This window comes from Bradyrhizobium sp. SZCCHNRI3043, from assembly GCF_032377735.1.
Classification (GTDB): Bacteria; Pseudomonadota; Alphaproteobacteria; order Rhizobiales; family Xanthobacteraceae; genus Bradyrhizobium.
In genome coordinates, this window is the sequence record NZ_JAUHID010000001.1 from 17,818 (window position 1) to 39,971 (window position 22,154).

Sequence of the window (22,154 nt, forward strand, 5' to 3'; positions counted from 1 at the left end):
CCCATTTGCCGGCAGCAACAGTCTTCCATCAGCTGAGCGCCGCCTCCCAACGGCCATCATCTCTCAACGTCTGGCTGTACGCAAGATAGACACTTTTGAAACGTGCAGACTTGCCACGTCTTCGGATACCGGCGCGTATGCCTTGCCAAAGCTGCTTGTTGCTCGAAGCCAGCTCGCGCCGGTCGCCATTTCCCGGTTCGATTTATAGATCTCCGGCCGGTCAATTGGGACCGTCTAAGCCGGCCGGGAAAGCGGGTGAATACGGTCATAATCTGAGAGGCTCGCTTTCGCGAACATAGATGTTCAGCCGTCGTACGAAATATTTTATTGCGCTTTATCCGAAATCATGCTCTACTCTCCCGCATCCCGTCCCGCTGAGGGGGCGCTTCGCGATCGTCACGGACGTCGGGTGCGGGATGCGGTGGGCGCATTGGGACGCAGCGTGGGCTTGCTCGCGCGGACGAACGACCCCGGTGCGACGAGGAAGTCGCGTGGTTCTGGCATCCCGGTGCTGATGCCAAGTGGGCGATGACGTGTCGTCCGCGACGGGGCCAACAAGCCGGTCCCCGGGAAGAGCGCGTATAAGTCGTAACACCATCGCGCAGGGAAGGCCGGGTGATCTCGGCTGAGCCTGTGGTTCTGCCGCGTGCTTTTTGTTGCACGCGGACCATGGGCGCCGGCCGGCGCCCGGTCTTCCCTGCGCCCTCTGTCTGATGAGGGTGAGATGTCGGGTATCACTCGGGCGCCGGATGCGTCGCGAGAACGACGTTGCTCGTTTTGCTAATGATTTCCTCCGCGGAGTGTTTGATCATGTGCATCGTGACGTTTGCCACGACGTCATTGCGAGGAGCGCAGCGACGAAGCAATCCAGAGTCCCGCCCGGAGCCCTGGATTGCTTCGCTGCGCTCGCAATGACGGGGTTTGGGGTGTGCGGCGGGCGTCACACTCGGATGTCGATGTCGTCGGGATGCCCCGCTGTCGTCTGGATGCCCCGTAGCTTTTCGGGAACCCGGCCGGTCACACTCCCGTGTGAACCGCCGCCGGCGCCGGGAAAGTCCCCGCAGAGCGGGTGCCTCACGGCTGCCTTTGTGCTAGGTTGAACATCCGGGCAACCTGGAGGGATTGTTGAGCGGTGTCACCCCCGAGCCGGCTGGGCCGGCAAGCAGCACGCCCGATGGCCTGACGCAGGATGGCCTGGCGCGGCTGAAGCTGGCGCAGGCGCTGAAGCGGGCGCGTCTCGCCATCGCCTGGGAGCGCGGCTGGCCGCATCTCGCCCGGCTGCTCACGGTGGTCGGTCTTTTCCTGATCGTCTCCTGGGCCGGCCTCTGGCTCGGCCTGCCGTTCGCGGTCCGCATGATCGGCGTCGGGCTGTTTCTGCTGCTGCTGCTCGGCGCCGCCGGGCCGATGCTGCGCTATCGCTGGCCGACCCGCGACGAGGGCCTGGCGCGGCTCGATCGCGGCTCGGGCATCGCCCATCGCCCCGCCACCGCTCTCACCGATACGCTCACCACCAAGGATCCGATCGCGCACGCGCTGTGGCAGGCGCAGCGCGAGCGCACCTTGGCCTCGATCAAGCGCATCCGCGCCGGCACGCCGCGGCCGCGGCTGTCGCTGCACGACCCCTGGGCGGTGCGCGCGCTGGTCATCGTGCTCTTGGTCGCGACCTCTATCGCGGCCGGTGACGAGCGGGCGCTGCGGGTGGCCTCGGCGTTCGACTGGAACGGCGTGATGACGCCGGTGACGATCCGGGTCGATGCCTGGATCAAGCCGCCGCTCTACACCGCGAAGCCGCCGATCATCCTGTCCGCCGCCAACAAGGAAGGCGCGGTACCGGCGAGCGGCCCGATCGTGGTGCCCCAGGGCTCGACGCTGATCGTGCGCTCCAGCGGCGGCAATCTCGATGTCATCACCGGCGGCGGCGTCGCCGAGGCGGCGCCCGGCGAGGGCGCGGCCGGCGAAGCCGCGCCGAAGGGCACCACCGAGAAGCACTACACGATCAAGACCGACGGCACCGTTCACGTCCGCGCGCCCGCAGGGCAACCGCAATGGGTGTTCGCGGCGACGCCGGACAAGCCGCCGGTCATCAGCATGGCCAAGGACCCCGAGCGGCAGGCGCGCGGCTCGCTGAAGCTGTCCTACAAGCTCGAGGATGATTACGGCGTCACCGAAGCCCGCGCCCGGGTCACCGCGCGGCCTGTCGAAGGCAAGGCTGCCGAGAGCAAGACGGCCGACGCGCCCGCCGCGCGGCCGCTGTTCCAGCCGCCGGAGTTTCCGCTGGTGCTGCCGAACGCGCGCACCCGCAACGGCGTCGGCCAGACCGTCAAGGATCTCAGCGAGGACCCCTACGCCGGCGCCGACGTCACGCTCACGCTGACAGCCAAGGACGAGGCCGGCAACGAGGGCACCAGCGAGCCGTTCGAGACCAGGCTGCCGGAGCGGCTGTTCACCAAGCCACTGGCGCGGGCGCTGATCGAGCAGCGGCGGATCCTCGCGCTCGACGGCAACCGCAACGGCGACGTGTTCACCGCGCTCGACGCGCTGGCGATCGCGCCGGAGCTGTTCACGCCCGAGCCCGGCCAGTATCTCGGCCTGCGCTCGGTGACGCGGCAGCTCGAAGCGGCGCGCACCGACGATGCGCTGCGCGAGGTAGTGGCGAGCCTGTGGGCGCTGGCCGTCACCATCGAGGACGGCAACATCTCCGACGTCGACAAGGCGCTGCGCGCGGCCCAGGACGCGCTGAAGCAGGCGCTGGAGCGCGGCGCCAGCGACGAGGAGATCAAGAAGCTCGCCGAGGATCTGCGCAAGGCGATGGACAACTACATGCGCCAGCTCGCCGAGCAGCTGCGCAACAACCCGCAGATGGCGCAGCGGCCGCTCGACCAGAACACCAAGATCCTGCGCCAGCAGGACCTGCAGAACATGATCGACCGCATGGAGCGGCTGTCGCGGCAGGGCGACAAGGAGGGCGCACGCGAGCTGCTCGAGCAGCTGCAGCAGATGCTGGAGAACCTGCAGATGGCGCAGCCCAACCAGGGCGGCGACAACGACATGGAGCAGGCGCTCAACGAGCTCGGCGACATGATCCGCAAGCAGCAGCAGCTCCGCGACAAGACCTTCAAGCAGGGCCAGGATTCGCGCCGCAACCGCAACAAGCAGCAGGGCGACCAGGACCAGAGCATGGGCGACCTGCAGCAGGACCAACAGGCGCTGCGCGACCGTCTCAAGCAGCTTCAGGACCAGCTCGCCAAGCGCGGCATGGGCCAGAAGGGCGAAAAAGGCCAGAAGGGTCAGAAAGGCCAGAAGGGGCAACAGGGTCAGCAGGGCGATCCCGGTGATCAAGGCGACCAGGGCGATTCCGGCGACGGGCTCGACGACGCCGACAGCGCGATGGGCGATGCCGGCAGTCAGCTCGGCGACAATAATGCCGACGGCGCGGTGGAATCGCAGGGCAAGGCGCTGGACGCGCTGCGCAAGGGCGCACAGAGCCTCGCCGAGGCGATGCAGCAGGGCGACGGCGACCAGCCCGGCGACGGCCCCGGCCAGCGCGCCGGCCGCCAGCAGGGCGCGCAGCAGACCGATCCGCTTGGACGCCCGATGCATCCCGGCCGCGACATCGACGATTTCTCCCAGAAGATCCCGGGCGAGATCGACGTGCAGCGCGTCCGCCGCATCCTCGAGGAGCTGCGCCGCCGTCTCGGCGATCAGTCGCGGCCGCAGCTCGAGCTCGACTACATCGAGCGGCTGCTGAAGGACTATTGAGGATGGGGCGGCCACGGGAGGTCATGCCCGTGGCTCACCGTTTTGACCGGAGGCCGCGTCGGTCAGTAGCGTTTCTCCGACAGGATGCGCGCCGCGTGCTGCAGCCTGTCGACGGAGCGTTCGGTGTCGGTGAGGGCGCAGCAGCTGACCAGCGTGTCGATGATCGCAAGCTGCGCGACGCGGCTGCTCATCGCCTCCGGGCGATAGCGCGTCTCGTTGGCGACGGTGTAGAGCAGCACCTCGCAATGCGCCGCCAGCGGCGACTTGCCGAGCCGGGTGATGCCGATGGTCCGCGCGCCCGCCGCCTGCGCCAGCCGCGTCGCCAGCACGGTCTCGACCGTGCTGCCCGAATGCGACACCGTGACGGTCGCGACGTCGGGCCCGGTCATCCCGGCGCTGACCGCCTGGACATGCGAATCCACGACCGCATTGGCCGCCAGCCCGAGCTGCAGCAGGCGATACGACAGATCCTGCGCGATCGGCGCCGAACTGCCGATGCCATAGATCTCGACGCGCCGCGCCTGCCGCAGCAGCTTCGCCGCCTGCGCCAGCGCGTCCATCGACAGCAGCCGCCGCGTCTCCTGCAGCGAGGCGGCATGCGCCGCGAAGATGTGGTCCGTGACCGTCGCCGGATCATCGCCGCGATGCAGGTCCTCCTGGATCAGCCGCACCGGCTCGATCAGGTCCCGCGCCAGCATGATCTTGAGCTCCTGGAAGCCCCGCACCCCGACCCGCCGGCAGAACGACACGATCGTGCCCTCGCTGACGCCGCAGGCTTCCGCGACCTCGGTGATCGACATGTGGATAAACGGCTCCGGCCGGGCGATGACCAGCTCCGCGATCTGCCGCGCTTTCGGCGGCAGCTCGTTCTGCAGCTCCCGAATACGAAACAAGATGCCGTTCACGCCCGGCCCAGAACGAAAGGTCGATCCCGTCACGCTGCGCCCCGATTCTGAGAAAATCTCATTCAGATTCATTTCGTAAATAAAAATTTCACAGCGCTGTCAAGTCGCGCTGATACGCCAGCGACGTTCGCAGGAGCAGGTCGGGCTCGCCCCGCCAACCCTGAATACGTTCTTCAAGATTTCAAAAGGTCGTATCAGCATGACAACACGTCGCGATTTCTTGGCAGGCGCCACGGCGGCGGCTGCCTTCGCCAGCATCCGCCAGGCGCTGGCCATTCCGGCACGGCGCCGGACCGGCACCATTCAGGACGTCAAGCACATCGTCATCCTGATGCAGGAGAACCGCTCCTTCGATCACTACTTCGGCACGTTGCGCGGCGTCCGCGGCTTCGGCGACCGCTTCCCGATCCCGCTGGAGAGCGGCAAGCCGGTCTGGTTCCAGTCCGACGGCAGCCGCGAGATTCCGCCCTATCACCGCGACTCCACCACCTCCAACGCGCTGGTCGGCTACGGCACGCCGCACTCCTTCGGCGACAGCCAGGCGGCCTGGAATCAGGGCAAGATGGGCTATTGGGCGAAGTACAAGACGCCCTATGCGATGGGCTATTTCGGCCGCGACGACATCCCGTTCCAGTTCGCGCTCGCCGAGGCGTTCACCTTGTGCGACGCCTATCATGCCTCGATCACCACCGGCACCGACCCGAACCGCATCGTGTTCTGGTCCGGCTCCAACTTCAATCCGGCGCTACGCGCGCAGGGCATCAACTCTACGACCAACGATTCCGAGCCCAACAATCTGCGTTGCTGGCCGAACCCGCACAATTGGGTCGCCGGCCAGCCGCAGCCGCAGGCGACCTACAAATATGTCGGCAGCGACTTCAATTGGGACACGCTGCCCGATCTGCTGAACAAGGCCGGCGTCAGCTGGCACATCTACCAGGACATGAACGACAACTGGACCGGCGCGATGCACGGCTGCCTCGCGTTCTCCAGCTTCCGCCACGCGCAGCCCGGCGATGCGAACTACGTGCACGGCCTGACCGGCGGTCCGGACTATCTCGACCGGCTGAAGGCGGACGTGATGGCAGGCACGCTGCCGGAGGTGTCGTGGATCCTGCCGACCCAGGCCAACTCCGAGCATCCCGGCGGCGGCAGTCCGACCCGCGCCGGCAATTTCACCGACCAGGTTCTGGAGGCGCTGACTGCCAACCCCGAAGTCTGGAGCCAGACCGTCTTCCTGCTGACCTTCGACGAGAATGACGGCTTCTTCGATCACCTGCCGGCACCGTCGGTGCCGTCCTATGACATCAACGGCAAGCTGATGGGCAAGGCGACCTTGCCGCTCGACGGCGAGTATTTCTCCAACACCGTCGGCAACGTGCTGACCGCGACCGACACCATCAGCGGCAACATCCGTCCCTGGGGCCTCTCCGCGCGGGTGCCGATGTATGTCGTTTCACCTTGGAGCAAGGGCGGCTGGGTCAACTCGCAGGTGTTCGACCACACCTCGATCGGTCGCTTTCTCGAGAAGCGCTTCGGCATCAAGGTCGACGCCATCAGCCCCTGGCACCGCGCCGTCTCGGGCGACCTGACCTCGGCGTTCGACTTCGCCAGCCCGAACGATCCGCGCTTCCCGGAGCTGCCCGACCAGAGCAACTGGCAGGCCTCGGACGCGCACCAAAAGACCTTGCCGGCGCCGGTTGCGCCCGCGACGCCGCAGCCGCTTTTCCAGGAGAGCGGCGCGCGCTATTCACGTCCGCTGCCCTATATCCTGCACGCCACCGCCAAGGTCGACGCCGCCGCGGGCAAGGTGAAGCTGCTGTTCGCCAACACCGGCTTCGCCGGCGCCGTGTTCCACGTCTACGACAAGCAGCATCTCGATCTCATTCCGCGCCGCTACACCGTCGAGGCCGGCAAGATGATCGACGATGAATGGAGCGTCGGCAGCGACGGCCTGTATGATCTCTGGGTGCTCGGCCCGAACGGCTTCCATCGTCATTTCAAGGGCGACCTCGACAAGGTCAGGCCGTCGAATGCAGCCAACCCCGAGATCTTCGTCGGCTACAACGTCTTCGAGGGCGGCCTGCACATGCAGCTGCGCAACGACGGCCATGCCCGCGTGAGCTTTACGGTGAAGTCCAACGAGATCTATGGGCCGCTGCAGGCCGTCACCGCCTCGGTCTCGGCCGCGCTGGAGCCGCGGTGTCCCGGCTTCGGTCCGCTGCCCGGCTTCCATCCGGTGGGTTTTGGCGCGGTGCCGGGTTTCCGCTCGGCTCCCGACTTCGATGCTCCGGGCTTCGGCTTCGGCGCGCCGACCTTCTTCCCCGGACCGGGCCATGGCGGTCCGTCCACGTCGTGGACGGTCAAGGTATCCGCGCCCGGACGCCACGGCGAGCTGTACTGGCAACTGCGCAAGTCGGGCCATTGGTACGACTTCGTCGTCACCAGCGACACCGACGACAGCTTCTATCGCCGCGTCGCCGGCCACGTCGAGACCGGCCGTCCCTCGTTCAGCGACCCCGGGATGGCGCTGGCCGATCGCTTCTGATCGATGCATCTCATACGAGGTTCGGGGAGGGCGCCCATGGGCGCCCTTTCGCTCTGCTTCAGGCGCTGCCGAGATCGTGGATCGCGGGTGACAGTTGGCCTGAGGAGATGTTCAGCGTCGCCAGCGTGATCGGCAGCTTGAAGCGGCGCGGCCCTGCGCTGCCTGGATTCAGGTAGAGCACGCCGTCGCGCCTCTCGATGCCCGCGCGATGCGAGTGACCAGACACGACGATGTCGATGCCCGACGTTGCAGAATCGATCGCGAGGTCGTGGACGTCGTGCACCACATGGACGGCATGCGTGCCGAGCCTGACGGTCTCGGTCGCAGGATATGCATTCGCCCAGTCTGCCGTGTCGATGTTGCCGCGGATCGCAGTCACCGGCGCGATCAGGCGAAGCCGGTCAACGATCTCGTGCCGGCCGATATCGCCGGCGTGGATGATGTGATGGACGCCCGACAGACATCGCACTGCCTCCGGCCGCAGCAGCCCGTGCGTGTCGGAGATGATTCCAACTTTGAGCATCGTTTCCTGCCGGCGTGATGGTACCGCCTCAGGCGATCGTGAGAATCTCCAGCTCTTGTCCGGTAACCTCGACGACGTCGCCGGCCGACTTGCCCATCAGCAGGCGAGCCACCGGCGAGACGTGCGAGATCATGCCGCGCTTCGGATCAGCCTCATCCTCGCCGACGATCGTGTAGGTCTGCACGCGGCCGTCGCCGCGCTTGAACGTCACCGTGCTGCCGAACGCGATCTGCTCCGTCGATGTCGGCGCCGGCATCACCTGCGCGGTCCGGACACGCGCTGCAAAGTAGCGCGCGTCGCGCAGCGGCAGCGCCGACTCCCGTCGCCGTTCATTCACGTCCTCGATTTCCTGCGCCGCTTCATAGGCCGCCTGCGCCTCGCGCAACTGCCTCTCGAGCGCCTTGAGTCCCGCCTCGGTGACGAGATTCGGATGCGGCGAGACCGGCCGGTCGGGCAGCTGCGTTTCGGCGGCCGTTTCGGCGCTCTCTTCCTTGGTGAATGCGACGCTCACGTCGGACTCCTGAAAAAGGCCGCGAGATGTCGCGGCCCTCAGGGAGAGATCATGCCGGCTGCGCAGATTTCAAGCCGTGCGCGCATGCGGCGTGCGAGCGCGCTTGACAGACGCGGCTACGAGCATTCTAATATACGAACTATAGTTCGTAATCCGAACCATACAAATCAAAATGCCGGTCGTCAAGGCCGGCGTCAATCAGGAAACGTCGGAGCCTCCAAGTGGACGAGGACAGCAAGGCTGGGAAAAGCGTCGTACAGTCGCTGGCCAAGGGCTTTCAGGTGCTCAATGCCTTCACCAGCGAGGAGCCCGAGCTGGTGCTCGCCGACGTCGCGCGCCGCGCGGCGCTCGACAAGGGCACCACGTTCCGCCTGCTCAACACGCTCGTGATGCTCGGCTATGTCGAGAAGGTCGGCGACACCAGGCGCTTTCGCCTCACGCTCAAATGTCTCGACCTCGGCTTCAACGCGATCGCGCGCTCGGAGCTGCGCACCCAGGCGCGCCCGATCCTGCGCAGCCTGGTCGGCGAGATGAACGAGGCCGCCTCGCTCGCCGTGCTCGACGGCAGCGACATCGTCTATGTCGAGCGCATCCAGGCCGGCCTGGTCCGGCTCGGCGTCGACGTGCGGATCGGCAGCCGGGCGCCGGTCTATTCGACCGCGGTCGGCCACGCCATTCTCGCGCTGCTGCCGGTCGAGACGCAGATCCATGTGCTGGAGGCGCAGCCGCGCATCAAGCGCACCGAGACCACCATCACCGAGCTCGACGCGCTGCTGCAGCGTCTGCGTCAGGTGAAGGCGGCGGGCTACGCGCTGTCAAATCAGGAAAATGCGCCCGGGCTGTGCGTGCTCGCGGCACCGGTCATCGATCGCGACGGCATTCCGCTCGCGGCGATCAGCATCGCTGCGCCCACCATGCGCATCACGGCGGACGACTTCGAGCGGCTCGGCGTGGCGCCGCTGCTCAGAGCGGCCGCCCAGCTGTCGCGGGCTCTGGAGGCGATGGGCGGGGCGAGCGCGACGGTCTCGAAACGATGAACATCGATGTGACGAAACAGGAGCAAGCATGAGCGTCATGACCAACTTCAAGGGGATCATCCCGGCGATCGCCGTCCCCTTCAACGCCGACCATTCGATCGACGAGGCCGAGCTGTCGCGCTACGCGGCCTGGCTCGGCAAGCGCCGCGGCATCGTCGGCATCATGACCAACGGCCACACCGGCGAGGTATTCAGCCTCACCGCGAAGGAGCGCGCCGAGGTGACGCGCATCGTCGCCAAGGCGCTCACCGGCATCTGCCCGACCATCTCGTCGGTGGTTTGCGAGGGCATCAAGGACGGCATCGAGCATGCGCTGATGGCGAAGGAGGCCGGCGCCACTGCGCTCGACATCATGCCGCCGCATCACTGGCTGCGCTTCGGCTTCAAGCGCGAGCACTGCCTGGATTATTTCACCGCGATCGGCGAAGCCACCAAGCTGCCGCTGATCGTCCATGTCTATCCCGCCTGGACCCGCGCCTCGTTCTCGTCCGAGCTGCTCGCCGAGCTCGCCCGCCTCGACCACGTGCAGGCGTTCAAGATCGGCACCCGCGAGATGAACAAATACGCCCGCGACCTCAAGGCGATCCGCGCCGCGGCGCCGCACAAGGCGCTCTTGACCTGCCACGACGAATATCTGCTGGCCTCGATGGTGCAGGGCGTCGACGGTGCGCTGGTCGGCTTCGCCTCGCTGATTCCGGATCTGATCTACGATCTGTTCGCTGCCGTCACTGCCGGCGACCTCAAGCTTGCGATGAAGCTGCAGGGCATGATCGATCCGCTGAAGGACGCCGTCTATGGCGGCGGCGAGCCGACCGGCGAGGCGCATGGCCGCATGAAGGCGGCGATGCAGGTCGCCGGCGTCATCCGCGACGCCACGGTGCGCCCGCCGACCCATGCGCCCAGCGCGGAGGAGATGGCCGCGATCCGCGCCGCGGTCGCGGCTGCCGGTCTGACGGTGCAGGCTGCGGCCTGATTGATCGACAAGCGATGGTCGGGTGTGGCCCGGCCGTCACTCCAGACGACAACGAATAACATTCCGGGTGGACGCTCATGCTGATGATGGATGTCGACAATGCGCCACGGCGCGCCACGGACGCGCCGAAGGATGTGCTCATCGCGATCGACCAGCTGTCGAAGACCTACGTCTCGGCCTCGGGCGCGGCCGTCCATGCGCTGAGCCGGATCTCGCTCGACATCAAGCCGGGCGAGTTCGTCTGCGTCGTCGGCCCCTCCGGCTGCGGCAAGAGCACCTTGCTGCGTCTGCTCGCGGGGCTTGATAGTTACAGCGACGGCCGGCTGCTGCTCGATGGCGAGCACGTCGCCGGTCCCTCGCGCAAGGTCGGCGTCGTGTTCCAGGCGGCCAATCTGCTGCCGTGGATGACGGTGCGCGATAATGTCGGGCTGCCGCTGCGCGTCGGCGGCCAGCATGCGCCGGCCGGCGACCGTATCGATCGTCTGCTCGCCGTGACCGGCCTTGCCGATTTCGGCGACAAATATCCCTATGAGCTGTCCGGCGGCATGCAGCAGCGCGCCGGCATCTGCCGCGCGCTGGCGCGCGATCCCGAGATCCTGTTGATGGACGAGCCCTTCGGCGCGCTCGATGCGCTGACGCGCGAGCGCCTGAACCTCGAGCTGCAGCGCATCTGGCAGGAGAACCGCAAGACCATCCTGCTGATCACGCACTCGATCTCCGAGGCGATCTTTCTCGCCGACCGGGTCATCGTGATGTCGGCCCGCCCCGGCCGCATCCTCGCTGATCTCCACGTGCCCATTCCGCGGCCGCGCACGTTCGACGACATCGTGTTGCATCCGGACTATGCGCGGCTTGCCAGGGAAGTCCGCGGACTGCTCAATGCGCAGGAGCACGGCCATGACTGATCTCGCCAACGTCGCCGTTTCAGCCATGTCCCAGAAGCCCGCAAGTCCGCGCCGCCGCATCCGCCTGGGATCGCCGATCGCCTGGATCGGCCTCGCGGTGCTGATCCTGAGCTGGATTGCCGCGGTCAACCTGCTGAACATCCCGTCCTACATCCTACCGAAGCCCGAAGCCGTCGTCCGCGCGCTGTGGTCCGGGCTCGCGGTCAGCCCGGCCAGCCCGCTCGGCTATTACCTGCCGTTGTGGAGCACGCTCAGCAATGCCGCGGTCGGCTGCGCCATCGGTGTCGGGCTCGGCCTGGTCATCGGTTCGCTGATGGCGGAAGTGGAAGCGATCGAGCGCCTCGTGATGCCCTATGCGTTCGCGCTGCAGAGCCTGCCCAAGGTGGCGATCGCGCCGCTGATCGTGATCTGGTTCGGCTTCGGCGACGGCTCCAAGATCGCGATCTCGGCGCTGCTGTCGTTCTTCCCGGTGCTGATCAACAGCTTCACTGGCTTGCGCGCCGTCGAGCCGGAGCGCATCGACCTGATGCGCTCGCTGTCGGCGTCGCGCTTCGAGACCTATCGCATCGTCAAGCTGCCGAACGCCGCGCCCTTCATCTTCGCCGGCCTCGACATGGCCGTGGTCTATGCGCTGCTCGGCGCCATCGTCGCCGAGTTCCTCGGCGCGCAGCGCGGCATGGGCGTCGTCATCACCCAGGCGCAGGCGGTCTCCGATGTCGCCGGCGTGTTCGCGGCGCTGATCATTCTCGGCGTGCTCGGCATTGTGCTGCACGGGATCGTGCGCTGGTGCGAGGCCAAGGTCGTGCACTGGGGCGCCAACAGAAAGAAATAGGACAACAGGGAGGAATGGAAGATGGTTTCGCGCAGGTCATTCCTGAAGGGCAGCGCCAGTGCGGCGCTGCTGATGAGCGGCGCCCCGGCCGGCCTGATGGCCGCGGACGCAAGGAAGATCCGCTTCGGTGTCGGACTCAAGGCGCTCAACGCCACCATCATCAATTGCGCGATCGGCGAGGCGCTCGGCTACAACGCGCAGGAAGGGTTCTCGCTCGACGTCCAGGCGCTCGGCACCAATGCCAACGTCCAGGTCGCGACCGACCGCGGCTCCGTCACCATCGGCGTCGGCGTGCCGTCGACGGCGCTGCCGCTGCTTGCCAAGGGCGAATGGAGCGGCGCGAAACTGTTCTATCAGTACACTTACCCTTACAAGTGGGACATCGCCGTCCCGCCCGGCTCGGCGCTCAAGAGCTACACGGACCTCAAGGGCAGGAAGATCGGCGTGTCCGACTTCGGCGCCACCGAATATCCGGTGACCAAGAACGTGCTGAAGGCGCTCGGCCTCGATCCGGACAAGGACGTGAGCTGGGTCGCGGTCGGCAATGGCACGCCGGCCGGCGTCGCCCTGCAGCGCGGCGTGGTCGATGCGCTGGCCTATTTCGACACCGGCTTCGGCCAGATCGAGGCGGCCGGCATCGAGATGACCTATCTGCCGCGTCCGACCTCGATCCCGATGGTCGGCGGCCAGTTCCTGATGGCGATGCCCCAGACGTTCGAGAAGGACAAGGATCTGCTGATCGGCTTCGGCCGCTCGGTCTGCAAGGCCTCGCAGTTCCTGCTCGCCAATCCCGCCGCCGGCGCCAGGGCGTTCCTGAAGCTCTATCCGGAGACCGCGCCGCGCGGCGCCAGCGAGGACGAAGCCGTGAAGGCCGTGCTGCAGTCGATCAGCCGCCGCATCAAGCTCTACGCGCCGCCCTATGCTGATACGAAGATGGGCGCGATCAACGAGCAGGAGTTCCGCACCGAAGCCGCGATGAACGGGCTCGACATCAAGGACTACAATGCGCTCTACACCAATGAGCTGATCGACAAGATCAACAATTTCGATGCAGTGAAGGTCAAGGCCGAGGCGGCTGCGTACAAGGGATGACAGTGGATCACGACAGCAGTTCCGGTTTTCGCCACGCGGTGGTGACCGGAGCCAGCTCCGGCATCGGCCGCGCCATCGCCGAGCGCCTGCTGGCGGCCGGCTGGCGCGTGACGGGCATCGACCGCGCGCCGTCGGCGTTCTCACATGAGGGCTTTCGAAGTCTGCAAGCTGATCTCGCCGAGCCGCACGCGCTGGTCGCGCAACTCGCAGGCATCGGCGCAGTGACGGCGCTCGTCCATGCCGCCGGCTACATGCGCGTCGGCCGGCTCGGCGAGTTCGCACCCGGAAGCAGCGAAGGCATGTGGCGCGTCCATGTCGGCGCGGCGGAGGTGCTCGCCAATGCGCTGGCGCCGCACATGACGGAGGGCGGGCGCATCGTCCTGATCGGCAGCCGCACCGCCAATGGCGCGGCCGGCCGCAGCCAATACGCCGCGACCAAGGCGGCACTCACCGGCCTCGCGCGCTCCTGGGCCATCGAGCTGGCGCCGCGCCTGATCACCGTCAACGTCGTCGCTCCGGCCGCGACCGACACGCCGTTCCTGCGCGATCCCAGCCGCGCGGGCACCGCGCCGGTGCTGCCGCCGATGGGGCGCTACGTCGATCCAGCGGAGGTGGCCGCGCTCACCGCCTTCCTGCTGTCGCCGGACGCGGGCGCCATCACCGGACAGACCATCACCATCTGTGCAGGCGCCTCGCTGTAGAGCGGCGCGTGCGGCCCCGACCAGGAGAATGACCATGACCGTCCGTATCGTCGACGTCCGCGAGGTGACGAAGCCGATCTCATCGCCGATCCGCAATGCCTATATCGACTTCACCAAGATGACGTCGAGCCTCGTCGCGGTCATCACCAATGTCGAGCGCCAGGGGCGTCCCGTCGTCGGCTACGGCTTCAACTCCAACGGCCGCTACGGCCAGGGCGGCCTGATCCGCGAGCGCTTTCGCGCACGCCTGCTCGAGGCAGACCCGGCGTCGCTGCTGGACGCGACCAAGGACAACATCGATCCTGACAAGGCCTGGGCCGCGATGATGATCAACGAGAAGCCGGGCGGCCATGGCGAGCGTTCGGTTGCCGTCGGCACGTTGGACATGGCGATCTGGGACGCGGTCGCCAAGATCGCCGACAAGCCGCTGTTTCGCCTGCTCGCCGAGCGTCACAACCGCAAGGCCGATCCGCGCGTGTTCGTCTATGCTGCCGGCGGCTACTACTATCCCGGCAAGGACCTCTCGGCGCTCCGCCGCGAGATGCGCGGCTATCTCGAGCGCGGCTACAATGTCGTGAAGATGAAGATCGGCGGCGCCTCGATCGCGGAGGACCGCGAGCGCATCGAAGCCGTGCTCGCGGAGATCGGTCCGACCAATCAGCTCGCCGTCGACGCCAATGGCCGCTTCGACCTGGAGACCGCGATCGCCTACGCCAAGATGCTGCGCGACTATCCGCTGTTCTGGTACGAGGAGGCGGGCGATTCGCTCGACTATCATCTGCAGGCGACGCTCGCCGACTACTATCCCGGCCCGATGGCCACCGGCGAGAACCTGTTCAGCCACCAGGACGCCCGCAATCTCATTCGCTACGGCGGCATGCGCCCCGATCGCGACTGGCTGCAGTTCGACTGCGCGCTGTCCTATGGCCTGTGCGAATATCTGCGTACGCTCGACGTGCTCAGGACTTACGGCTGGTCGCCGTCCCGCTGCATCCCGCATGGCGGCCACCAGATGTCGCTCAACATCGCAGCCGGTCTCGGCCTCGGCGGCAATGAGAGCTATCCGGACCTGTTCCAACCGTATGGCGGCTTCCCCGACGGCGTGAAGGTCATCGAGGGTCACATCACGATGCTGGACCTCCCCGGCATCGGCTTCGAGGGCAAATCCGATCTCTATGCCGAGATGCGCGCGCTCAGCGCGTGAAGCTGAGCGGGGCGTCCGACGGCCGCCCCAGCGTCATTGCGAGCGCAGCGAAGCAATCCAGACGGTCTCCGCAGAGGGATTCTGGATTGCTTCGCTGCGCTCGCAATGACGGAGGAGAGAGGATCAGTTCCTTCAGCGACCTTTACGCCGGCGCGAGCCCATCAGGCATGTCCGCGCTCCATCGCACCCATCGCTGTCGTCCCGGGCAAGCCGCGATGGCGCGAAGCGACGGCGTGGTGCCGACCCGGGACCCATACCCCCAAGGGAGATGTGATGGCGCGAGATGTGGGACCAGTCTTGTCCCTCAACGGCGGCGGTGGCTATGGATCCCTGCGTTCGCAGGGATGACAGCGCGGACTGCAGCAACGTCGAGGATTATCGTTGGCGCGCTACGCCTTGCCCGCCTTCGACGCCAGCGCGTCGGCGACCGCGGTTCTGATATCGGCGACCGAGAACGGCTTGGTGATGACGTCGTGAGCGATCGCGCTGAGATTCGACGCGCGCTCGCGCTGATGGGCAAAGCCCGTCATCAACAGGATGGTCAAATCGGGAAAATCGCGTGCTGCCGACAGCGCCAGCGCGATGCCGTCCATGATGGGCATCTGGATGTCGGTCAGCAGCAGGTCGAAGGCGCCGGCCTCGCGCGTCAGGATGTCGAGCGCCTCGGCACCGTCCTGCGCCGTCAGGACCTCATGTCCATCCATGGCAATGGCGCGCGCGACCAAGGTCCGCATCGAATCTTCGTCGTCGGCGATCAGCACGCGCGACATGTCGTTTCGTCTCCGTCTCGTTGGCCCCGCGAGAGAGTCGCGAGACCGGAACCATCATGCACTGCCGGCGGCGAGGTCGCGCCGGTTGAAGAACCGTATATCGATATTGCGGCCTTCGGGAGGGGGCGAGGCGAGCCGCGACTTGAACGTCGTGCGCTCGCCGGGCTTGAGCGCGGTCTGATCGAGCAGCGTGTTCCAGGCGTAGATCTCGGTGCCCTGCGCGTCACGGACGCTGAAACGCAACCGCGGCAGATCGACCGATTTCTTCGTCAGGCTGACGATTGTTCCCTCGATCACCAGCACCGGCTTGCCGTCGACGGTTTCGGTCGCCACCTTCAAGTCCTTGAAGTTCAGGCCGCGCAGGTTCACCTCGAGCCCGACCAGCTTGTAGAACGACGCCGTCTGCGGCAGCAGCCTGACGACGTCGGCGCGCCACACCACGAGCGCAATCGTGAGCGCCGCCATGGCGGCCGTCAGCACCGGCAGGTTCAACAGCTTATTGCCTGGGAAATCCGGCAACGTCGGGCGCCTGATGAGCTTGCGGAGACCGGCGAGGCGCGAAGCCCCGCTCTGCGCCGGCTGCTCGGCATCGGCCGTGTCGTCGTCGGGCTCGGCGAGGGCATCGTCAGGCCAGCCGGCGGCCAGCGGCGGACTTTCCACCTCGGGCGACCGTCCGCCGTCATCTTCTTCCTGGCGCGCGAGGGCTTCCCACTCGTCGGCCGCGTCACGGGGCGCGGCCGACGCGCCGGCCTCCGCCATGGCAGGCATGGGGGCGGGCGCCTCGACCGCATCCTCCGGTCGCGCCAGCCAGACCTCCTTGCAACGGGAACAGCGTACGCTGCGGCCAGCCATACCCAGGGTTGCCAAGTCGATGGCATAAGATGTCGTACAATGAGGGCAAACGATGAACATCGCGCCTGTTCTCCAACGGCCATTGCCGCTTTGTTTCCGACAGTTCGTGCTACAAGGACCGCCATGTCGACGAACTTCGGAACTCAATCGCGCCAATGGTACACGGCGACCGTTAACGAACCGGAAACCATAACGGGCGCTCAATCGGGCCATCGTACCGCTGAGCTTGGAGCGTGCGGGTCTGCCGCGCACGCGGTCGAACGGAGCTGACGCTTTGGTTCGGTTCGAAAATGTTGGGCTGCGCTATGGATTGGGGCCGGAGATTCTCCGCGACCTCAGTTTCCAGATTCCGGCCCATTCCTTCCAGTTTCTCACCGGCCCGTCGGGCGCCGGCAAGACCTCGCTGCTGAAGCTGCTGTTCCTGTCGCTGCGGCCGACCCGCGGTCTGGTCAATCTGTTCGGCTACGACATCTCGCTGCTCAGCAAGGAAGAGATCGCCGATCTGCGCAAGCGCATCGGCATCGTGCTGCAGGACTTCCGGCTGCTCGACCACATGACGACCTATGAGAACGTGGCGTTGCCGTTTCGCGTCATGGGCCGCGACGAGTCGAGCTATCGCAAGGAGGTCATCGACCTCCTGAAATGGGTCGGCCTCGGCGAGCGCATGGATGCGCTGCCACCGATCCTGTCGGGTGGTGAGAAGCAGCGCGCGGCGATCGCGCGCGCCGTGATCTCGCGGCCGCAGCTGCTGCTCGCGGACGAGCCGACCGGCAACGTCGATCCGACGCTCGGCCGCCGCCTGCTGCGGCTGTTCATCGAACTGAACCGCTCGGGCACGGCGGTGATCATCGCAACCCATGACATCACGCTGATGGACCAATACGAGGCCCGCCGGCTGGTGCTGCATCAGGGACGATTGCACATCTATGAGTAGCGTAGACGATCGCGGCCTCCTGGTCGATCTCGGCGACGACCGCCCGCAACTGCCGGCGCAGGCCCGCATCGTGTCGCCGATCGTGCCGCGCGCGTCGATCGCGGGCCGTGCGCTGGTCGCCGTGGTGGCGATCATGACCTTCCTGGCCTCGATCACGACCGGCGGCGTGCTGCTGGTCAGCGAGTCCGCGGCCGAATGGCAGTCGGAGGTGGCGAGCGAGATCACGGTTCAGGTTCGCCCCAAGACCGGCCGGGATCTCGAGCGCGACATTGCCCTGGTGACGGAGGCGATGCGGGCGCAGTCCGGAATCGTGGAGGTCCGGCCATTCACGAAGGAGGAATCGAGCAAGCTGCTGGAGCCGTGGCTCGGCAGCGGCTTGTCGTTCGATGAGCTTCCGGTGCCCCGCGTCATCATCGCACGCGTCCAGCCCGGCACCAGCTTCGATCTCAACGCCCTGCGCGCCCGCGTGATCCAGGTTGCGCCGACCGCCAGCGTGGATGACCACCGCGCCTGGATCGAGCGCATGCGCTCGATGACCGGTGCAACCCTGTTTGCAGGCTTCGGCATTCTCGTGCTGGTGATCGCGGCCACCATCATCTCGGTGTCGTTCGCGACCCGCGGCGCGATGGCCGCGAACCGGCCGATCGTCGAGGTGCTGCATTTCGTCGGCGCCGGTGACCGCTACATCGCCAATCACTTCCTGCGGCACTTTTTGCAGCTCGGACTGGAGGGGGGCGTGATCGGCGGCGGCCTTGCGATGCTCGGATTCGGGTTCTCGGAGTCGATCGCCAACTGGTTCTCCGGCACCCCCGTCGGCGATCAGTTTGCGGCATTGCTCGGGACGTTCTCGCTGCGCCCGCTCGGCTATGTCGCGATCGCGCTGCAGGCCATCGTGATCGCCGCGGTGACCGGCTGGGCCGCACGCCGGACCCTGTTCACGACGCTGGCGAGCATCGACTGATGGCGGCTTCTATCCCCAGCCATCTCGTTGCGGATTTCACTTGGCCCGAAAACCGCCTAAAATCGTCTGCGCCGGGGTGAGGCAGGACGGGGTGAGCTGGGTCACGAACACGGCGGAGGTTGCGCGCCAGGATCGGCGGCGAGCGAGCGTGATCGGGAGGCCGGCGAAACCTGCCTGCGTTCCCGGACTTGAACGACGGGATCGCGCGACGGCATGGCGCCGCGCGCAGGCAGGCAAGGACAAGCCAGGCGTTGCATGGAGCCGGAGACCGACCATAGCAGGCGAAAGCTGCCGTTCACCGTGGCGGTGTGGCGGACGCTCGCGGGCGCCGTGGCGACGCTCGGGCTCGGCTTCTTCGTCGCGGCGGTCGGTTTCGTCGGCTTCCTCTCGCAATTGCGCGGTGCCGAGATCCAGCCCGAGCGCAAGGCGGACGGAATCGTGGTCCTGACCGGCGGCTCGTCGCGCGTGTCGGACGCGGTGGAACTCCTGGCGGGAGGCTATGGCCGGCGGCTGCTGATCTCCGGCGTGCACCCGACCAACGAGGCCAGCAACATCACCAGGTCGCTGCCCGAGGCGCGATCATTCATCAACTGCTGCGTCGATCTGGATTATTCGGCGATCAACACCCGCAGCAACGCCGCGCAGACGCGGCGGTGGGCCAGCGAGCGCGGCTTCAAGTCGCTGATCGTGGTGACGTCGAACTATCACATGCCGCGGGCCATCGTCGAACTGTCGCATGCGATGCCGAGCATGGATCTCATTCCGTATGCCGTCGTCGGCGAGAAATGGCGTGACGAGCCGTGGTGGACCAGCGCGCCGACGCTGCGACTTCTGTTGTCCGAATATGCCAAATTTGTCGCCGCCGAGATGCGGCTGCGGCTGGCCGATCTCGGCCTCGATCTCGCGCCCGAGGTCGATCCGCCAACCGGCTCGGTGGCGCGCCGACCGACGACGGCGCAAGCCAATTGAACTGGGTTTCTGATGGTCTCGATCTTCCTGCGTTCGCTGCTGTTCAACATCCTGTTCTACCCGAACTTCGTGCTCTGGGCGCTGATTGCGTTGCCGACCCTGGCGATGCCCCGCAAGGCGCTGCTGCGCGTCGCCAATTGGTGGGCGCAGAGCAACATCGTGTTGATGCGCGTCGTCTGCAACATCCGCGTCGAATATCGCGGCGTCGAAAAGATCCCGAAGGGGCCGCTGATCGTCGCCGCCAAGCATCAGTCGATGTGGGAGACGATCTCGCTGCTGCATTTCTTCGATGCGCCGTTCTTCGTTCTCAAACGCGAGCTGCTGCGGATTCCCTTGTTCGGACAATATCTGGTCAAGGCGGACATGATCGCGATCGACCGCAGCTCCGGCGCCCGCGCGTTGAAGCAGGTGATGCGGCGGGCGGCGGAGGAGGTGAAGCACGGCCGTCAGTTTGTGATTTTTCCGGAAGGCACGCGGCGCCCGGCGGGCGCACCGCCGGACTACAAGGGCGGGGTCGGCTTGATCTATACGGATTGCGGCGTGCCGTGCCTGCCGGTGGCGCTGAACTCAGGGCTGTTCTGGCCGCGTCGCACATTCCTGCGCTATCCGGGCACGCTTGTGGTGGAGTTTCTTGATCCGCTGCCGCCGGGCCTGCCACGCGATGAATTCATGCAGCGGATCCAAAGCGTGATCGAGGAGGCCACCAATCGGCTGGTCGCCGCAGGGCAGGCCGAGCAGGCCCGGCTGTTCGGCCGCGTCGCGGCGGCGGTGAAAGCTTGACGCGTGCTATGGCGGCGCACCTTCCGGCGCAGGATGCAGCGAGTGGCCGTCATCGTGCAGCATCGTTGCGAGCCGATGCAACTGCGTGTCGCGAAAGCCCTGCGCCTCGATCGCCTTCACAGTCGAGATCACGTAGTCGCGATTGGCGCCGGACTGGCCGTGACCCTGACGCACATGGCGCAACTGTTCCTGCGGCGACAACCGGCCGGCATATTGCACATGGCCGCGATCGACCACGTAGACCAGCGCGCTCACCCGCTCGCGGGCGTCGTTCTCCAGCCATACCGAGCGCGTCACTTCGCGATACACCGAGGTCACCTGCTCACGCGCCCGCAAATACGCGATGGTCTCGTCGCGCTTGTCTCCTGCCACCCGAAACGCAATGCCGCGACACGCGCCGCCGCGATCGAGACCGAGCACGAGGCCGGGCTTCTCCGGCGTTCCGCGGTGGACGAACGAATACACACAGAGCGCGCGATGCTCGCCGATCAACCGAGCCGGCACCTGCTCGAGAAAGGCGAATCCGGGTCGCCACATCAGCGAGCCGTAGCCGAAGACCCAGAGGTCGCCGTGGGGAAGGTCGCGTTCGGAGAGGGTCATTGCGGACATCAATGCGGAGGCCTAAGTGTGGTGCTCGCGAATTGTTAATCTAGATACACAATCCGTGATCGCCGAATTGCCAAAATTGCTGCCCAAAGGGTGTCCTGCATGTCTCGTTTGCCGCAACCGCCGCGCAGGCGCTCTCGCTGGGGGCTTTTCATAGCTCCCGCCCTGCTCCTGATTGCCGCCGTCGCGTGGAGCGCATTCTGGTTCTTCGCCGCTTCGCAAGTGGATGTCCAGGCCGACGCCTGGCGTGCGCGGGAAGCGAAGTCCGGCCGCGTCTTCGATTGCGCGAACCGCTCGGTCGCCGGCTTTCCGTTCCGGCTCGAGGTCCGCTGTACGGATCCGAACGTAGCCCTGTTTTCGCAGGCCGCCGGCACGCCCTTGATGAACGCCAAGCTCGATGAGATTCTCGTCGTCGCACAGGTGTGGGACCCGAAGCGGGTCATCGCGGAATTCAAGGGACCCGCTATGATCGCCGACGGTCGCGGACCGACCTCGTTCTCCGTGAACTGGCGCGTCGGTGAGGCCAGTGTCCGCGGTCTGCCAGGGCCGCCGCAGCGCGCCGACCTCGTGTTCGAACAACCGACCATCGACCGCATCGAGGGCAACACCGCCGTGCCCGCCGCGCGCGCCGATCATGCCGAATTGCACGGCCGTGTTGCCGAGGGCTCGCCGCCCGACCATCCGGTGCTGGAGACTGCGTTGCAGATCGCGAACGGCAGCATCCAAGGCAGCCATCCTCTGCTTGCCGAACCGTTCAATACCGACGTCCAGGCCCGCGTCACGGGTCTCAAGGACTTCAGGCCCAAACCCTGGCCGGAGCGGTTTCGCGAGATCCAGGCGGCGGGCGGTCATGTCGAGATCGTCCAGTCGCGCATCCAGCAGGGCGAATTGCTCGCGGTCGCCGCGGGCACGCTGAGCTTGACCGCCAATGGCGGGATCGATGGCGAAGTGCAGATGACGGTCGCCGGGATCGAAAAGGTCATTCCGGCGCTCGGCCTCGACAAGATGCTCGAAAACGGCGTGCCGCAGGGGACGCTCGATCGTGTGGCGCCCGGTGTGAAGTCGCAGGACGTCAACAACCTGCTCGGTGCGCTCGACCGCGCGATTCCCGGCCTCGGCAAGGTTGTCAAGCAGAACGCCAATGTCGGCGTCGCGCTCGGCATCAATGCGCTCGGCAAGGAGGCCACCCTCGAAGGGCGCAAGGCGCGGACCTTCCCGTTGCGCTTCGCCGATGGCGTCGTGGTGCTCGGTCCGTTCAAGGTCGCCCGCGTCCCGCCGCTGTTCTGAAGCCT

Annotated in this window: 20 protein-coding genes; 14 read left to right on the forward strand and 6 right to left on the reverse strand. The window is 66.5% G+C overall.

The genetic code is table 11. From position 1 onward, the window contains the following. Positions 1–1,125 precede the first annotated feature (1,125 nt). On the forward strand, positions 1,126–3,759 hold the full coding sequence (locus tag QX124_RS00095) for a TIGR02302 family protein (protein ID WP_315795604.1): 2,634 nt from the start codon (positions 1,126–1,128) through the stop codon (positions 3,757–3,759). Positions 3,760–3,821: 62 nt separating this feature from the next. Here the strand turns inward: QX124_RS00095 and QX124_RS00100 are convergent, their stop codons facing one another. Further along, positions 3,822–4,652, reverse strand: coding sequence for a MurR/RpiR family transcriptional regulator (locus tag QX124_RS00100; RefSeq protein ID WP_315795605.1), 831 nt, complete (start codon positions 4,650–4,652; stop codon positions 3,822–3,824). A 211-nt stretch (positions 4,653–4,863) separates the two neighbouring features. Between QX124_RS00100 and QX124_RS00105 the strand changes: the two genes are divergently transcribed. Next, entirely contained in the window at positions 4,864–7,212 is a 2,349-nt protein-coding gene (locus QX124_RS00105; protein WP_315795606.1) for a phosphocholine-specific phospholipase C, read from the forward strand. Positions 7,213–7,270: 58 nt separating this feature from the next. Here QX124_RS00105 and QX124_RS00110 read toward each other — a convergent pair whose 3' ends face one another. Next, a complete protein-coding gene (locus tag QX124_RS00110; protein WP_315795607.1) occupies positions 7,271–7,735 on the reverse strand; it encodes a metallophosphoesterase family protein in 465 nt (154 codons plus the stop codon). Between the two features lie 28 nt (positions 7,736–7,763). Next, positions 7,764–8,246 (reverse strand): transcription elongation factor GreA, encoded by a 483-nt coding sequence (gene greA / locus QX124_RS00115; protein ID WP_315795608.1) that lies wholly within the window; start codon positions 8,244–8,246, stop codon positions 7,764–7,766. A gap of 221 nt (positions 8,247–8,467) precedes the next feature. Here greA and QX124_RS00120 point away from each other — a divergent pair, with 221 nt between their 5' ends. The 7 genes from QX124_RS00120 to QX124_RS00150 all read left to right on the forward strand — a co-directional run bounded on the left by QX124_RS00120 (position 8,468) and on the right by QX124_RS00150 (position 14,990). Beyond that, entirely contained in the window at positions 8,468–9,283 is an 816-nt protein-coding gene (locus tag QX124_RS00120) for an IclR family transcriptional regulator (RefSeq protein WP_315795609.1), read from the forward strand. Positions 9,284–9,311: 28 nt separating this feature from the next. After that, positions 9,312–10,256, forward strand: coding sequence for a dihydrodipicolinate synthase family protein (locus QX124_RS00125; protein ID WP_315795611.1), 945 nt, complete (start codon positions 9,312–9,314; stop codon positions 10,254–10,256). A gap of 77 nt (positions 10,257–10,333) precedes the next feature. Continuing rightward, positions 10,334–11,161: an ABC transporter ATP-binding protein gene (locus QX124_RS00130; RefSeq protein WP_315795612.1), complete on the forward strand. Its 828-nt coding sequence runs from the start codon at positions 10,334–10,336 to the stop codon at positions 11,159–11,161. Continuing rightward, on the forward strand, positions 11,154–11,993 hold the full coding sequence (locus QX124_RS00135) for an ABC transporter permease (protein WP_315795614.1): 840 nt from the start codon (positions 11,154–11,156) through the stop codon (positions 11,991–11,993). The genes QX124_RS00130 and QX124_RS00135 overlap by 8 nt, the downstream gene beginning before the upstream one ends. A gap of 21 nt (positions 11,994–12,014) precedes the next feature. Continuing rightward, entirely contained in the window at positions 12,015–13,085 is a 1,071-nt protein-coding gene (locus QX124_RS00140; protein WP_315795615.1) for an ABC transporter substrate-binding protein, read from the forward strand. Then, on the forward strand, positions 13,082–13,786 hold the full coding sequence (locus QX124_RS00145; protein ID WP_315795617.1) for an SDR family NAD(P)-dependent oxidoreductase: 705 nt from the start codon (positions 13,082–13,084) through the stop codon (positions 13,784–13,786). Before QX124_RS00140 ends, QX124_RS00145 begins: the two co-directional genes overlap by 4 nt. Before the next feature lie 34 nt (positions 13,787–13,820). After that, positions 13,821–14,990: a mandelate racemase/muconate lactonizing enzyme family protein gene (locus tag QX124_RS00150; RefSeq protein WP_315795619.1), complete on the forward strand. Its 1,170-nt coding sequence runs from the start codon at positions 13,821–13,823 to the stop codon at positions 14,988–14,990. A 389-nt stretch (positions 14,991–15,379) separates the two neighbouring features. Here QX124_RS00150 and QX124_RS00155 read toward each other — a convergent pair whose 3' ends face one another. Both QX124_RS00155 and QX124_RS00160 read right to left on the reverse strand, forming a co-directional pair. Then, the gene (locus QX124_RS00155; RefSeq protein ID WP_315795620.1) at positions 15,380–15,760 is read right to left on the reverse strand and encodes a response regulator; all 381 of its coding nucleotides are present in this window, start codon (positions 15,758–15,760) and stop codon (positions 15,380–15,382) included. Between the two features lie 54 nt (positions 15,761–15,814). Next, positions 15,815–16,672 carry an MJ0042-type zinc finger domain-containing protein gene (locus tag QX124_RS00160; RefSeq protein ID WP_315796599.1) on the reverse strand — a complete coding sequence of 286 codons (858 nt, stop codon included), beginning with the start codon at positions 16,670–16,672 and terminating at the stop codon, positions 15,815–15,817. Positions 16,673–16,886: 214 nt separating this feature from the next. Here QX124_RS00160 and ftsE point away from each other — a divergent pair, with 214 nt between their 5' ends. The 4 genes from ftsE to QX124_RS00180 all read left to right on the forward strand — a co-directional run bounded on the left by ftsE (position 16,887) and on the right by QX124_RS00180 (position 20,256). Beyond that, positions 16,887–17,546: a cell division ATP-binding protein FtsE gene (ftsE, locus tag QX124_RS00165; RefSeq protein ID WP_006615648.1), complete on the forward strand. Its 660-nt coding sequence runs from the start codon at positions 16,887–16,889 to the stop codon at positions 17,544–17,546. Then, the gene (locus QX124_RS00170; RefSeq protein WP_315783082.1) at positions 17,539–18,507 is read left to right on the forward strand and encodes an ABC transporter permease; all 969 of its coding nucleotides are present in this window, start codon (positions 17,539–17,541) and stop codon (positions 18,505–18,507) included. The genes ftsE and QX124_RS00170 overlap by 8 nt, the downstream gene beginning before the upstream one ends. A gap of 255 nt (positions 18,508–18,762) precedes the next feature. After that, the gene (locus QX124_RS00175) at positions 18,763–19,476 is read left to right on the forward strand and encodes a YdcF family protein (RefSeq protein ID WP_315778297.1); all 714 of its coding nucleotides are present in this window, start codon (positions 18,763–18,765) and stop codon (positions 19,474–19,476) included. A 12-nt stretch (positions 19,477–19,488) separates the two neighbouring features. Continuing rightward, positions 19,489–20,256, forward strand: a complete 768-nt coding sequence (locus QX124_RS00180; protein ID WP_315795622.1) for a lysophospholipid acyltransferase family protein — start codon at positions 19,489–19,491, stop codon at positions 20,254–20,256. Between the two features lie 6 nt (positions 20,257–20,262). Here QX124_RS00180 and QX124_RS00185 read toward each other — a convergent pair whose 3' ends face one another. Continuing rightward, positions 20,263–20,856: a gamma-glutamylcyclotransferase gene (locus QX124_RS00185; RefSeq protein WP_315795623.1), complete on the reverse strand. Its 594-nt coding sequence runs from the start codon at positions 20,854–20,856 to the stop codon at positions 20,263–20,265. A 108-nt stretch (positions 20,857–20,964) separates the two neighbouring features. Here QX124_RS00185 and QX124_RS00190 point away from each other — a divergent pair, with 108 nt between their 5' ends. Continuing rightward, positions 20,965–22,149, forward strand: coding sequence for a DUF2125 domain-containing protein (locus QX124_RS00190; protein WP_315795625.1), 1,185 nt, complete (start codon positions 20,965–20,967; stop codon positions 22,147–22,149). Positions 22,150–22,154 lie beyond the last annotated feature (5 nt).

Excerpts from the sequence above, each read along its gene's own strand:
- QX124_RS00185 (WP_315795623.1), bottom strand. The coding sequence starts at position 20,856 with ATGACCCTCTCCGAACGCGACCTTCCCCACGGCGACCTCTGGGTCTTC.
- QX124_RS00135 (WP_315795614.1), top strand. The coding sequence starts at position 11,154 with ATGACTGATCTCGCCAACGTCGCCGTTTCAGCCATGTCCCAGAAGCCC.
- QX124_RS00190 (WP_315795625.1), top strand. The coding sequence starts at position 20,965 with ATGTCTCGTTTGCCGCAACCGCCGCGCAGGCGCTCTCGCTGGGGGCTT.
- QX124_RS00175 (WP_315778297.1), top strand. The coding sequence starts at position 18,763 with ATGGAGCCGGAGACCGACCATAGCAGGCGAAAGCTGCCGTTCACCGTG.
- QX124_RS00170 (WP_315783082.1), top strand. The coding sequence starts at position 17,539 with ATGAGTAGCGTAGACGATCGCGGCCTCCTGGTCGATCTCGGCGACGAC.
- QX124_RS00155 (WP_315795620.1), bottom strand. The coding sequence starts at position 15,760 with ATGTCGCGCGTGCTGATCGCCGACGACGAAGATTCGATGCGGACCTTG.
- QX124_RS00150 (WP_315795619.1), top strand. The coding sequence starts at position 13,821 with ATGACCGTCCGTATCGTCGACGTCCGCGAGGTGACGAAGCCGATCTCA.
- QX124_RS00130 (WP_315795612.1), top strand. The coding sequence starts at position 10,334 with ATGCTGATGATGGATGTCGACAATGCGCCACGGCGCGCCACGGACGCG.
- QX124_RS00105 (WP_315795606.1), top strand. The coding sequence starts at position 4,864 with ATGACAACACGTCGCGATTTCTTGGCAGGCGCCACGGCGGCGGCTGCC.
- QX124_RS00140 (WP_315795615.1), top strand. The coding sequence starts at position 12,015 with ATGGTTTCGCGCAGGTCATTCCTGAAGGGCAGCGCCAGTGCGGCGCTG.
- QX124_RS00145 (WP_315795617.1), top strand. The coding sequence starts at position 13,082 with ATGACAGTGGATCACGACAGCAGTTCCGGTTTTCGCCACGCGGTGGTG.
- QX124_RS00180 (WP_315795622.1), top strand. The coding sequence starts at position 19,489 with ATGGTCTCGATCTTCCTGCGTTCGCTGCTGTTCAACATCCTGTTCTAC.
- QX124_RS00110 (WP_315795607.1), bottom strand. The coding sequence starts at position 7,735 with ATGCTCAAAGTTGGAATCATCTCCGACACGCACGGGCTGCTGCGGCCG.
- QX124_RS00160 (WP_315796599.1), bottom strand. The coding sequence starts at position 16,672 with ATGTTCATCGTTTGCCCTCATTGTACGACATCTTATGCCATCGACTTG.
- QX124_RS00125 (WP_315795611.1), top strand. The coding sequence starts at position 9,312 with ATGAGCGTCATGACCAACTTCAAGGGGATCATCCCGGCGATCGCCGTC.